General features: G+C 69.1%; 10 protein-coding genes. 3 read left to right on the top strand and 7 right to left on the bottom strand.

All coding sequences use genetic code 11. The features are described 5' to 3' along the window. Positions 1-16 precede the first annotated feature (16 nt). The 5 genes from ACWPOC_RS13280 to ACWPOC_RS13300 form a co-directional block, all read right to left on the bottom strand. Positions 17-997 (bottom strand): VWA domain-containing protein, encoded by a 981-nt coding sequence (locus ACWPOC_RS13280; protein ID WP_455408815.1) that lies wholly within the window; start codon positions 995-997, stop codon positions 17-19. After that, entirely contained in the window at positions 994-1953 is a 960-nt protein-coding gene (locus ACWPOC_RS13285) for a DUF58 domain-containing protein (RefSeq protein WP_120282469.1), read from the bottom strand. The genes ACWPOC_RS13280 and ACWPOC_RS13285 overlap by 4 nt, the downstream gene beginning before the upstream one ends. Further along, complete coding sequence (locus tag ACWPOC_RS13290) at positions 1950-3410, bottom strand: AAA family ATPase (protein ID WP_455408816.1); 1461 nt, start codon at positions 3408-3410, stop codon at positions 1950-1952. The genes ACWPOC_RS13285 and ACWPOC_RS13290 overlap by 4 nt, the downstream gene beginning before the upstream one ends. Positions 3411-3581: 171 nt before the next feature. After that, the gene (locus ACWPOC_RS13295; RefSeq protein ID WP_120284231.1) at positions 3582-5489 is read right to left on the bottom strand and encodes an NlpC/P60 family protein; all 1908 of its coding nucleotides are present in this window, start codon (positions 5487-5489) and stop codon (positions 3582-3584) included. A 365-nt stretch (positions 5490-5854) separates the two neighbouring features. After that, on the bottom strand, positions 5855-6403 hold the full coding sequence (locus ACWPOC_RS13300) for an Rv1476 family membrane protein (protein WP_225623783.1): 549 nt from the start codon (positions 6401-6403) through the stop codon (positions 5855-5857). A gap of 342 nt (positions 6404-6745) precedes the next feature. On the opposite strand from ACWPOC_RS13300, the gene ACWPOC_RS13305 reads away from it, so the two are divergent. Both ACWPOC_RS13305 and ACWPOC_RS13310 read left to right on the top strand, forming a co-directional pair. Next, positions 6746-9541 carry an aconitate hydratase gene (locus ACWPOC_RS13305; protein ID WP_159418431.1) on the top strand — a complete coding sequence of 932 codons (2796 nt, stop codon included), beginning with the start codon at positions 6746-6748 and terminating at the stop codon, positions 9539-9541. 105 nt (positions 9542-9646) lie between these two features. Continuing rightward, positions 9647-10213 carry a TetR/AcrR family transcriptional regulator gene (locus tag ACWPOC_RS13310; protein ID WP_120282465.1) on the top strand — a complete coding sequence of 189 codons (567 nt, stop codon included), beginning with the start codon at positions 9647-9649 and terminating at the stop codon, positions 10211-10213. A gap of 17 nt (positions 10214-10230) precedes the next feature. Here the strand turns inward: ACWPOC_RS13310 and ACWPOC_RS13315 are convergent, their stop codons facing one another. Both ACWPOC_RS13315 and ACWPOC_RS13320 read right to left on the bottom strand, forming a co-directional pair. After that, on the bottom strand, positions 10231-10482 hold the full coding sequence (locus ACWPOC_RS13315; protein ID WP_026061044.1) for a helix-turn-helix domain-containing protein: 252 nt from the start codon (positions 10480-10482) through the stop codon (positions 10231-10233). A gap of 120 nt (positions 10483-10602) precedes the next feature. After that, entirely contained in the window at positions 10603-12234 is a 1632-nt protein-coding gene (locus ACWPOC_RS13320; RefSeq protein WP_120282464.1) for an ABC-F family ATP-binding cassette domain-containing protein, read from the bottom strand. A gap of 167 nt (positions 12235-12401) precedes the next feature. On the opposite strand from ACWPOC_RS13320, the gene ACWPOC_RS13325 reads away from it, so the two are divergent. Beyond that, positions 12402-13517 (top strand): lycopene cyclase family protein, encoded by a 1116-nt coding sequence (locus ACWPOC_RS13325; protein ID WP_455408817.1) that lies wholly within the window; start codon positions 12402-12404, stop codon positions 13515-13517. Positions 13518-13546: the final 29 nt, after the last annotated feature.

Below are 13546 nucleotides of genomic sequence, written 5' to 3' on the forward strand. Positions count from 1 at the left end.
GCGTGCACAAGGTGGATCAGGGCAGCCGTTGGCGCAACACCATCGCCGCGCCGAGCCCCGCGATCACCGAGAGCGCTCCGAGCATGAGCCACGGACGACTGGCGTCGCCGCGGGTCGTCTCGAAGCCGATCTGCTCCTCGAGCGTGTTGTAGGCGTCCTCGAGTTCCTCGAGGCTCGCCGCCGTGAAGAAGCTCCCACCCGAGAGATTGGCGATCTCCTTGAGCGACGGGTCGTCGACGGGCACGGGGATCCGATCGTCCTCGATGGTGACGGTGCCCGTCTGCGTGCCGAACGAGATGGTCGAGACCGGGATTCCCTTCTCCGCCGCCTGTCGCGCCGCGGTGAACCCCCCGCGAGGATCGTCGGGACTCTCGGGGACGGTCTGCTTGCCGTCGGACAAGAGCACGATCCGCGCGGGCGGCGCCTGGTCGCTACCGCCGAGCACGGCGGCGAGCGTGTCGATCGACTGCATCGCCGTGAAGATCGCCTCGCCGGTCGCGGTGCGCTCGCTGAGCTGCAGGTTGTCGATCGCGGACTTGCTCGCCTCCCGGTTGGTGGTCGGCGAGACCAGGACCGAGGCGGTACCCGAGAACGCGACGAGACCGAGGTTGATGCCGGGTGTCAGGTCGTCGGCGAACTGCTTGGCCGCCTCCTGAGCGGCGGCGAGTCGCGTGGGTGCGACGTCCGTGGCCTCCATCGACAACGACACGTCGATGACGAGCACGACCGTGGCCCGGTTGCGCGGCACCCGCTGTTCGGCGGTCGGGCCGGCGAGCGCCACAGTGAGGAATACGAGGCCGACGAGCAACAGTGCGACGGGAATGTGCCGAGCGCGTCCCGGGCGCGCGGGCGCGACCTTCTCGAGCAGCTCGAGATTGGTGAAGCGCAGCGAGTTCGTCTGGCGCCGGCGCTGGACCAGCACGTACGCACCGCCGAGGGCGGCGACGACGAACAGCAGCAGCAACCACCACGGTGAAGTGAAACCGGACAGGCTCATCGTCCCCCCTGCCGTGCGGGTGCGCCGAAGCTGTGCCGCCGGGCCGCGACGAACCGCACGACGTCGCCGATCCAGTCGCGGTCGGTGCGCAGCGTCAGCACGGGCGCACCGGAACTGCGCAGCGCCTGGTGCACGGCCGCGCGATGCTCCGCGGCCGCCTGCGCGTAGTCGGCCCGCAGTTCGGGAGTGGTCGTGAATTCGCGGGTGCGGCCCGTCTCCGGGTCGTGCAGCACCACGTCGCCCAGATCGGGCAGTTCGAGGTCGCGGCGATCGATGATCTCGACGGCGAGCAGTTCGTGCCGGCCGGACAGCGCCCGCAGGGAGCGCTCCCAGTCGAGCGGACCCAGAAAATCGCTCACCACGACGGCCAGACCGCGGCGGCGCTGGGGGCGTCGCAGCGACTCGACGAGGCCTTGGAGATCGCCGCGGGTCCCGTCGGGTGCATGCGGGGTGGTCGCGACGGTACGCAGCAACGACTGGGCGTGCAGCCGCCCACCACGCGCGGGGACGCGGACGGTCTCATTGCCGGTGGAGATCACCGCACCGATCCGATTCCCGCCACCGGTGGTCAGATGCGCGAGCGCGGCCACCGCTGCGATCGCCAGGTCGCGCTTCTCGCACATACCGGTACCGAAGTCCAGGCTGGCCGACAGGTCGACCGCGAGCCACGTCTCGAGTTCCCGGTCGGCGACGGTCTGCCGCACGTGCGGGTGCGTCGTGCGCGCAGTGACCGACCAGTCCATCTGCCGCACGTCGTCGCCCGGCTGATACTCGCGGGCGTCCCCCGGTTCGGAACCCGGGCCCGGGATCAGACCGAGGTGGTCGCCGTGCAGGACGCCGTCGAGACGGCGCCGCACGGTGAGCTCGAGGGTGCGGAGCGCGGCGGTGAGCGCGGGATCGCGCAATTCACCGGACCGGAACCGCGGTGGCGACCCGTCGTGAGGACGTGTGCTCACCGCGCGCCCGCACCTCCCTGCGGACCGGGTGCACCGACGGGCGCCTGCTGACCGGCAACGGTCCGCGGATCGGCGGGCGCCGGGCCGGGGGTCGCGGTCGGCACGGGTGCGTTCGCCTGGGGCGCGACCTGCGGAAGACCCACCGTCTGCAGGATGCGGGTGATGATCTGGTCCGGGGAGACGTCGTCCGCGAGCGCGTCGTAGGACAGCACCAGGCGATGGCGGAGCACATCGGGGATGACGTCGACGATGTCCTGCGGCACCACGTAGTCGCGACCGCGCACGAGCGCCAGGGCACGCGCCGAGGAGATGATGCCGAGCGTCGCGCGGGGCGAGGCGCCGTAGGCGATCCAGCCCTGCACATCGTGCAGGCCGAGTTCGGCGGGCCGACGCGTCGCGAAGATGACCCGCACCACGTAGTCGACGAGCGCGTGGTGCACGAACACACGTCCGGCGATCTTCTGCAGGCGCAGGAGCTGCTCGTTGTCGAGCACCTGCTTCGGTTCGGGAGCGGCGACACCCATTCGGTAGACGATCTCGCGTTCTTCCTCCACCGTCGGGTAGTCGACGAGGACCTTGAACAGGAAGCGGTCGCGCTGTGCTTCCGGGAGCGGGTAGACGCCCTCGTTCTCGATGGGGTTCTGCGTCGCCATCACGAGGAACGGCTCGGGCATCGGGAAGGTCCTGCCACCGATGGTGACGTGGCGTTCGGCCATCACCTCGAGCAGCGCCGATTGCACCTTCGCCGGGGCGCGGTTGATCTCGTCGGCGAGCACGAAGTTCGCGACGACCGGTCCGAGTTCGGTGTCGAACTCCTCGCGTCCCTGCCGGTAGATGCGGGTACCGACGAGGTCGGTCGGCACGAGGTCGGGGGTGAACTGGACGCGGGAGAACGATCCACCGACGACCTTCGCGAAGGTCTCGACGGCCAGCGTCTTCGCGACACCGGGAACGCCTTCGAGCAGCACGTGCCCGCGCGCGAGCACACCGACCAGCATCCGCTCGACCAGCAGGTCCTGGCCGACGATCACGCGCTTGACCTCGTAGATGGCCCGTTCGAGGAGACGGACGTCGTCGGCCGGGTCGTACGCCTTCGCAGGAGCGTCGCCGGGTTTCCGCATGTTCGCGCCGGCTGCCGGCTGGGTGTTCGTACCGGCCGCCGGCTGAGTGTTCGCACCGGTCCCCTGCGGAGCCGGCTGAGTGTTCGCACCGGTCCCCTGCGGAGCCGGCTGAGTGTTCGCACCGGTCCCCTGCGGAGCCGGCTGAGTGTTCGCACCGGTCCCCTGCGGAGCCGGCTGAGCGTTCGCGCCGGACCCCTGCGGAGCAGGACCGTTCGCGCCCGCCGCCTTCGGCGCCGACGCGGCACCCGCCGCAGCCTGGTTGTTCTTGCGTCCGTCGTTACCGCCCTGGTCGCCCGGCGTTGCCGAACCGGACGTCCCACCCTCGCGTGAGGTCACCAACAATCCACCGCTTTCGCCTACGTCGCTCCGCTGGAAACACCTGCTGCACCACTATTGCAGGTGCCGGCTCGGTGTGTCGTCGCCCCTGCACCGACCGGGAGACGGCACCCGGAAACGACCGGATGGCACCCGTCCTCGGTGGTACGAGGGCCGCGGCAAACCTCGCCCTCACGACACCATGCGCACCACGTACGGTGTCATGCCGCCCCAGCGTACCGGCGAGATCTTCACGAACGATCCCGACTGCGGCGCCTCGAGCATCTGCCCGTCGCCGAGATACAGCGCGACGTGCTGGCTGGCGTTGGGCCCGTAGAAAATCATGTCGCCCCGCCTCATCTGCGACGACGGGACCTGCGTGCCGGCCGTGTACTGGTAGCCGGTGTAGTGCGGGAGCGAGATACCGATGCCCGCGAAGGCGTAGATCATCAGTCCCGAACAGTCGAAGCCGACCTTGGCGTAGTCGCCGTGGACATCGGCGACGCCACCGTCGCGGATACCGCGGGTCGGGCCGTTCTCGTTGCCACCACCCCACGCGTACGGGACGCCGATCTGGGACATCGCGCGGTCGATGACGATCTCCACCGCAGCGGGACCCGTGACGGACGGACGCGACGGGGTGCTGGGCGTCGAATTCGGTGTGGAGGGGCGGGAACCCGATCCCCCGGTCCCCGATCCGGGGGTCTCCACGACGGGGTCGCCCGGATCCGGGTTCTCCCAGTCGATCCCACCGTCGCTGCCGCTGTCCTCGTCTTCGTCGGGGATCGTGCCGCTGTCGGTGCCGTCCGGGACGGATCCATCGTCGGTGTCGTCCGGGACCGTTCCGCTGTCCGTGTCCTCGAGGACGTCGTCCAGGACGCTTCCACGGTCGCCGTAATCCGGGACCGTGGCGTCGTCGGTGTAGTCCGGTGCAACCGTGTCGGTGCCACTGGTATCGGTGCGACTCGCAGCGGTGTCACTGTCCTCCGGCGCTCCGGATTCGGTGGTGACCTCACCCGGTGCGGCGACGTCGCTGTCGCCGGTCGACGGAGACTCCTCGATCAGCGTGTGAGGGCGACGGCCGTTGGCCAGTTCCGCCGCACGTTCCCGGGCTGCGGCGTCGGCGGCGACACGCTCGGCCGCCTCGGCTGCCGCGACCCGTGCCGCCGCGGCGGCTGCTTCCTCGGCTGCGCGGCGACGCTCCCAGTCCTGGTACTGCGCGCGTTGCCCTTCCAGGCCCGCAACGTTCACGCGGGCCCGGTCGAGTTCGCTCTGCGCGTTTTCACGTTCCTGCTCGATGCGCGACTTCTCGGCAGCCTGCCGACCGAGTTCCGCTCGCGCGACGGCGATCGCGGCCTCGGCCTCGGCCCTGCGCTGCTCGGCGGCTTCCGCCGCCGCGTCGGCCTCGAGCTTGGCCGCGCGTGCCCGCGAATGGGAGTTGGCCTCCTGGGCCCGGGCGCGCTGGAGCGCATCGAGCACCGCGGTGCGCCCGGCGGACAGCAATCGCATGACCTGGGCGCGGTCGAGCAGATCGTCGGGACCGTCGACGTCGAGGAAGGCCGCGAGGGAGACCGAGTTGGCGCCACGGGTGTAGCTGTCGCGGACGAACGCGTCGAAGTTCTTCTGGGCAGCAGCGATCCGGTCGGCGGCGTCGTCGAGTGCGCGGCGGGAATCCACGACCACCCGTTCGGCGAGATCCGCCGCGTCGCGCGCGCTCTGGAGATCGACGAGGGCGCGGTTGACGTCCTCGCGGCGGATGGCGACCTGCGCGTCGAGCTCGGCGAGCTGCTGATCCGCGTCGGCGATCCGGACGATCAGCTGCCCGACCCGGTCGATGTTGGCCGCGACGGCCGCACCTGCGCGGTCGATCTCGGCGTCCGAGGGGTTCGGCGGCGGGGCCGGTGCGGCGGACGCCGTCGTGGTCACGGTGAGGAGCACGGCTGTGACCAACCCCAAACCGGCGAGGAGCGTGCCGGTGCGCGTCCGCGGGATGCGACCGGGCGTCGGACCGTCGGGTCGACGGCCTGCAGTGAGCGTCGTGGCGGTGCCGTCCGGCCCCGACCGTCGCGGAATCCCTCCGTGGATACCGAACCGTCTCACGTGCATCTCCCTCGGTCGCACCTGGTGGCCGAGACATCCGGCCGGACGACCCGAGGAAGGCAGGCAGCATCCGCTCGCCGTGGGTGCCCCACGGCTCACACGCTGCAGTCGTACACCGACTGCGGACAGCGTCCCCACGAGCCGGGTTGTGACACACCTTCCCCAAGAGCGTCATGAGAACCGTACGACACCTCAGGGGTATGTCGCATGACAGTCACGAAGATCGGCCGGAAGAACGCCGAACGAACACGGAGCGGACACCGAGCAACACCGTGAGGACGCCGAACGATCTTCCCTGCCGGATTCCGTCACGATCGGGACGAGGACAACCCGGAGAAGATCTCTACGGTGACGGGAAAGAGACCTCAGACATCTTCGGCCGATGACGATCCGTTACCTCCGGCAACGGTCGCGTCGCCGTCCGCGCGGCGGCGTTTGGCGAGCCAGGTCGCGCCGGCCGCAAGAGCGACCACCGCGACGATCAGCAGCGTCATCAGCGTCCAGGGCGGAGACGGCTCGAGCACCGAGTCGACGAAGTTGCGTGTGGAGACCACCGGATCGCCGGTGTAGGTGCGATCCTGGGCGGCCTCGAGAGTGACGCGGTCGAGATCCTCGCTGAACGTCCCGACCCATCCCGGGCTGAGGACCAGCACCGTTCCGCCGTCCTCGGCGCCGACCTCCGTCGCGAGGTCGCGCAGCTGCGAATCCATACGGGGGTCCCGGTCGAGCACGACCACGCTGAGGTCGATCCCGTTCTCCTGCGCGCGCTGCACCTCGGCGACGAGGTCGTCGACGTACTGCGAGGGCGCCGCCACCTGGTCGTCGGCGAGATCGGCGAGCACTTTTTCGACCGAGACCCCGGTAGGAAGATCCGTGAGCGCAGGGCCCGGTATGCGAAGCAGTGGCGCAGACATCTCTCTCCGGTGGTGCAGGGTCGGAAGCCGGGCGATACGGCGATCCGGCCGCGCGGAGACGACACGAAGCGCCACACCCGTGCGGCAAGGGAGAACACTACGCGATCGCGCGACGGCGCCTCGAAGCACTCGTCGCGAGCAGGACCGATGCCGGCGGGACGCCTCGTCGACACGACGGACCCGACTTCGGTTCAATACAGGACAAGCGTACTGTTAGAATCGAGTGCGAGACGCCACGACTACTGCATCCGGGCCACGGGCCGCGAGCGGACGTCGTGTGCCTCGCTTCAGCCGTCGACACAGCCCCGTCGGCGGCCAGCCGAAACGACGAGTGGAGCTGACGTGAGCACCAGTAGTGATTCGTTCGGCGCCAAGGGTTCGCTGCAGGTCGGAGACAACTCCTACGAGATCTTCCGCCTGTCGGCCGTCCCCGGCACCGAGAAACTTCCTTACTCTTTGAAGGTCCTGGCCGAGAACCTGCTGCGCACCGAGGACGGTGCCAACATCACGGCCGATCACATCCGGGCCATCGCCAACTGGGATCCCTCCGCCGACCCGAGCATCGAGATCCAGTTCACGCCCGCCCGCGTGATCATGCAGGACTTCACGGGCGTCCCCTGTGTCGTCGACCTCGCGACCATGCGTGAGGCCGTGACCACCCTGGGCGGCGACCCGAACAAGGTCAACCCCCTCTCCCCCGCCGACATGGTCATCGACCACTCGGTGATCCTCGACTACTTCGGTCGCGCCGACGCCCTCGAGCGCAACGTCGACCTCGAGTACGAGCGCAACGGCGAGCGCTACCAGTTCCTGCGCTGGGGCCAGGGCGCCTTCGACGACTTCCGCGTCGTCCCCCCGGGCATGGGTATCGTCCACCAGGTCAACATCGAGTACCTCGCCCCGACCGTCATGGTCCGCAACGGGCAGGCCTACCCCGACACCTGCGTCGGCACCGACTCGCACACGACGATGGTCAACGGCCTCGGCGTGCTCGGCTGGGGCGTCGGCGGCATCGAGGCCGAGGCCGCGATGCTCGGCCAGCCGGTCTCCATGCTCATCCCGCGCGTGGTCGGCTTCAAGCTCACCGGTGAGATCCAGCCCGGCGTGACCGCGACCGACGTCGTGCTCACCGTCACCGACATGCTGCGCAAGCACGGCGTCGTCGGCAAGTTCGTCGAGTTCTACGGCGCCGGCGTGGCCGAGGTCCCCCTCGCCAACCGCGCGACCCTCGGCAACATGAGCCCCGAGTTCGGTTCGACCGCAGCGATCTTCCCGATCGACGGCGAGACCATCAACTACCTGCGCCTGACCGGCCGCAGCGACGAGCAGCTCGCTCTCGTCGAGGCGTACGCCAAGGAGCAGGGCCTGTGGCACGATCCGAGCCGCGAGCCCGAGTTCTCCGAGTACCTCGAGCTCGACCTGTCGACGGTCGTCCCGTCGATCGCCGGCCCGAAGCGCCCGCAGGACCGCATCCTCCTGTCGGAGTCGAAGGCAGCCTTCCGCCGCGACATCCACAACTACGTGGAAGAGCACGAGGCGACCCCGCACTCCAAGCTCGACGACGCGCTCGACGACACCTTCCCGGCGTCCGACCCGATCAAGCCCACCGCGAACGGCGACGCTCCGCTCGTTCCCCACGGCGATACTTCCGGCCGCCCCTCCAAGCGGGTCAAGGTCGTCTCCGAGGAGCGCGGCGAGTTCGTCCTCGACCACGGTGCCGTGGTGGTCGCAGGTATCACCTCCTGCACCAACACCTCCAACCCGTCGGTCATGCTCGGCGCCGCGCTGCTCGCCCGCAACGCGGTCGAGAAAGGCCTGGCCACCAAGCCGTGGGTCAAGACCAACATGGCTCCGGGTTCGCAGGTCGTCAACGACTACTACGAGAAGGCCGGCCTGTGGCCGTACCTCGAGAAGCTCGGCTTCTACCTCGGTGGCTTCGGTTGCACCACCTGCATCGGTAACACCGGCCCGCTGCCCGAGGAGATCTCGAAGGCCGTCAACGACAACGACCTCTCGGTCACCGCGGTGCTCTCCGGCAACCGCAACTTCGAGGGTCGTATCTCCCCCGATGTGAAGATGAACTACCTGGCCTCGCCGCCGCTGGTCATCGCGTACGCGCTCGCGGGCACGATGGACTTCGACTTCGAGACCGACGCGCTGGGCAAGGACAAGGACGGCAACGACGTCTTCCTGAAGGACATCTGGCCTTCCGCCCAGGAGATCGACGACACCATCAAGTCGGCGATCAACCAGGACATGTTCCGCAAGTCCTACGCCGATGTCTTCAAGGGCGACGAGCGCTGGCAGAACCTCGAGACCCCCGAGGGCGACACCTTCGCGTGGGACGAGGATTCGACGTACGTCCGCAAGGCTCCGTACTTCGAGGGCATGACGATGGAGCCGGACGCGGTCAGCGACATCAAGGGCGCTCGCGTCCTCGCGCTGCTCGGCGATTCGGTCACCACCGACCACATCAGCCCGGCCGGTCCGATCAAGCCGGGTACCCCGGCCGCGCAGTACCTCGACGCCCACGGTGTCGAGCGCAAGGACTACAACTCGCTCGGCTCGCGTCGTGGCAACCACGAGGTCATGGTCCGCGGCACCTTCGCGAACATCCGTCTGCAGAACCAGCTGCTCGACGGTGTCTCCGGTGGTTACACCCGCGACTTCACCCAGGACGGTGCTCCGCAGGCGTTCATCTACGACGCCTCGCAGAACTACCAGGAGGCCGGCATCCCGCTGGTCGTCCTCGGTGGCAAGGAGTACGGTTCGGGCTCCTCGCGTGACTGGGCCGCCAAGGGCACCCGCCTGCTCGGCGTCAAGGCCGTCATCACGGAGTCCTTCGAGCGCATCCACCGCTCGAACCTCATCGGCATGGGCGTCATCCCGCTGCAGTTCCCGGCGGGTGAGTCGGCCGCGTCGCTGGGCCTGACCGGCACCGAGGTCTTCGACATCGAGGGCATCGAGAAGCTCAACGAGGGCGTCACGCCGAAGACCGTCAAGGTCACGGCGACCAAGGACAACGGCGAGAAGGTCACCTTCGACGCTGTCGTCCGCATCGACACCCCCGGTGAGGCGGACTACTACCGCAACGGCGGCATCCTGCAGTACGTGCTGCGGAACATGATCCGCGGCTGAGAGCAGTGCTCGTGACCCGATCGGTCACATCTGTGTGAAGCGGCGGGCCCGGGACGAGACTCGTCTCGGGCCCGCCGTCTCCCTCGAGCCGAAAGGAAGTGGCGCGTGCCCAAGGTCAGTGAGGACCATCTCGCCGCGCGGCGCAGGCAGATCCTCGACGGTGCCCGTCGCTGCTTCGCCGAATACGGTTACGACGGCGCGACCGTGCGACTGCTCGAAGATGCCACGGGTCTGTCCCGTGGCGCGATCTTCCACCATTTCAAGGACAAGGACGGACTGTTCCTCGCCCTCGCGCAGGAGGATGCGAGACGGATGGCCGACGTCGCGGCCAACGAGGGTCTCGTGCAGGTCATGCGCGACATGCTGTCCTCCCCCGACCAGTTCGACTGGCTCGGGACGCGGCTCGAGATCACGCGCCGTCTCCGCACCGACCCCGAGTTCGCGAAGGCGTGGACGCAGCATTCGGCCGAACTCACCGAGGCCACCGTCGGACGCCTCGAACGGCAACGGGAAGCGGGCCGGCTGCGCGACGACGTGCCGACCGAAGTCGTCCTGGGTTATCTCGACCTCGTGCTCGACGGGCTCGTCGCCCGCCTCGCTTCAGGGCACACCGAACAGGACCTCGTCGCGGTTCTCGACCTCGTCGAGGAATCCGTGCGCCGGCGCGACTGACGCGCCGGATCCGTTCCTCATGCCTTCTCGTCGCTCGCTGCCGCCCGACGACGGTTCGGGCCGCCGCGGCCCCGCAGCCGCACCTGCGACTCCACGAGAACGTTGTGCACGAAACCGTAGGATCGACCGGTTTCCTGCGCGAGCCTCCGAATGCTCGCGCCCTCCTCGTAGCGGCGCTTCAGATCCTCCTGCAAGCGGTCCCGCGATTCCCCTGTAACTCGGGCTCCCTTCGCGTAGGTCGTCTCTCCACCACCGGAATTTCGCGCCATCGGATCCTCCCTGCGCCCTCGCCAAAGGTCCCTTTCCCAGGCTAGAGGACTGTCAGGTTGCGCGGACGCAGATCGGACCAGCAGGAGCGGATCGGGGGACGGATCCGACCGGAGGCCCGATCAGGCGAGCTGGATGAGCTCGAGGTATTCCTGGGACCAGTGGTCCTCGGTTCCGTCGGGAAGCAGGATCACACGTTCCGGGTCGAGGGCCTCGGCCGCACCCGGATCGTGGGTGACAAGCACGACGGCACCCTCGTAGCTCCGCAATGCATCGAGCACCTGCTCGCGCGAGACGGGATCGAGGTTGTTGGTCGGCTCGTCGAGGAGCAGCACGTTAGCCGCGGACGACACGAGCCCCGCCAGGGCGAGTCGCGTCTTCTCACCACCGGAGAGCGTTCCGGCCGGCTGCTCGAGCTGCGGACCGGTGAACATGAACGCGCCGAGCAGTCCCCGCAGGTCCTGTTCGCCGGCGTCGGGAGCGGCGTGCCGGATGTTGTCCCACACCGTCGCCGAGTCGTCGATGGTGTCGTGCTCCTGCGCGAAGTAGCCGACCTTCAGGCCGTGACCCGGCACGAGTTCGCCGAGATCCGGCTGCTCCACACCGGCGAGCAGCCGCAGCAGCGTCGTCTTGCCGGCACCGTTGAGGCCGAGGACGACGACGCGGCTGCCCCGGTCGATCGCGAGATCGACGCCGGTGAAGATCTCCAGGGAGCCGTAGACCTTGGTCAGCTCCTTGGCCATCAGCGGGGTCTTGCCGCACGCGGCCGGCGTGGGGAACCGGATCTTGGCCACCTTGTCTGCGACGCGCACGTCGTCGAGGTCGGCGAGCAGCTTCTCGGCGCGCTTGGCCATGTTCTGGGCGGCAGTGGCCTTGGTGGCCTTCGCTCCGAGCTTCGCGGCCTGCTTCTGCAGGGCGGACGCCTTCTTCTCGGCGTTCGCACGCTCGCGCCGGCGCCGCGCCTCGTCGGTGGCACGCGCGTCGAGATACTTCTTCCAGCCCATGTTGTAGACGTCGGCCTCGCCGCGCACCGCGTCGAGGAACCACACCTTGTTCACCACGTCGGCGAGCAGGTCGACGTCGTGGCTGATGACGATGAGCCCACCGTCGTGGTTCTGCAGGAATCCGCGCAGCCAGGTGATCGAGTCGGCGTCGAGGTGGTTGGTCGGCTCGTCGAGCAGCAGCGTGGTGTCGGACTTCCCGCCGGAGCCGTCCGAGGCTGCGAACAGGATGCGGGCGAGTTCGACACGGCGGCGCTGACCACCCGACAGCGTGTGCAGGGGCTGGCCGAGGACCCGGTCGGGCAGGCCGAGGCTGTGGCAGATGCTCGCGGCCTCGGATTCGGCGACGTATCCGCCGAGCGTCGCGAAACGCTCTTCGAGCGAACCGTACTTGCGCACGGCACGGTCGCGGATCTTCTCGTCGACGGCCTCCGCCATGAGCGCCTGCTGCTTCTCCATGCTGCGGAGGATCTCGTCGAGACCTCGCGCCGAGAGCACCCGGTCCTTGGCGAGGACGTCGAGATTGCCCTCCTTGGGATCCTGCGGCAGGTAACCGATGTCTCCGGAACGGATCACGGTGCCGGCGTAGGGTTCGCCTTCACCCGCGAGGATCCGCAGGGTCGTGGTCTTGCCGGCACCGTTACGTCCCACGAGGCCGATCCGGTCCCCGGCCTGCACCCGCAGCCCCGAGCCGGGGGCGGTGAGCAGCGTCCGCACGCCGGCGCGGACTTCGAGGTCGGTAGCGGTGATCACGCACGGGCTCCTAGAACGAAAGACGATGGATGGGTGCCATGGTGGCAAACAGCCGGGCACACGAACCACTCATTTTACCGTGACAGCACCTCTCCCCCACGGTGAGATGCACTACCCCTCGCCACGCGCGGCCGGGTTCTTCCCGCGCGCGACCTAGGCTGGCGCCCGTGACCCTCCTTCCCTCCACCGACCTCGTCGTGGCCGGACTCGGCCCCGCCGGCCGTGCATTGGCGTTCCGTGCCGCCGCAGCCGGGTTGTCGGTGACGGCCGTCGACGTGCGTCCGCAGCGTCGGTGGACCGCGACCTACGCGGCGTGGGCCGACGAACTGCCCGCCTGGCTGCCCGACGAGGTGGTGGCAGCACGCATCGACCGGCCCGCGGCGTGGACGACCGGGCCCCGCATCGTCGATCGCGCCTACCGGGTGCTGGACACAGCGTGCCTGCAGGACTTCCTCGCCCTCGACGCCGTCACGGTGGTCACGGATCGGGTACGCGACGTCGATGCGGACGGCGTGGTCCTCGGCGACGGACGCCGGGTGACTGCCCGCTACGTCGTCGATGCCCGCGGGGTGCCCGCCGAACCGGAACGTGCCCAGCAGACGGCATTCGGGCTGATCGTCGACGATGCGACCGCAGCTCCGGCACTCGACGGCCACGACGCCTGGTTCATGGACTGGCGCCGCGACAACGGCACGGGCCCCGACGACGTGCCGTCCTTCCTGTACGCGGTGCCGGTCGGCGGCGGACGCACGATCCTCGAGGAGACCTGCCTCGTCGGCCGCCCGGCACTCGGTCTCGGCGAACTCGAACGGCGCCTCCACATCCGCCTCGCAGCGCGAGGCGTACACACGACCGGCGACGAGCAGGTCGAACGGGTGCGCTTCGCCGTCGAGGGCGCACCGACGGCACCCGGGGTGAGCGGCTTCGGCGCTCGCGGTGGTCTCATGCATCCGGCCACGGGATACGCGGTGGCCACCGCCCTGTCCACTGCGGATGCGGTGATCGACGCGATGCGCCGCGGCGAGGACCCGCAGCGCGTCCTGTGGCCGGTGCGCGCCCGCTCGGTGGCGACCCTGCGGCAGATGGGACTGCGGGTCCTGCTGCGACTCGACGCACGCGGAGCGATCGAGTTCTTCGACGCGTTCTTCGCTTTGCCGGTCGAGCAGCAACGCGCCTACCTGTCCGGTCGCGACGACGCGATCGGCGTGGCGGCCACGATGTGGCGGCTGTTCCGGGTGCTGCCGATGGGTGCGCGCAGAACGATTCTGCGTTCGCTCCGCTGATCCGCCGGGTGCGGTGTGTGGCGAACGTC

Source organism: Rhodococcus sp. 5G237, from assembly GCF_053764735.1.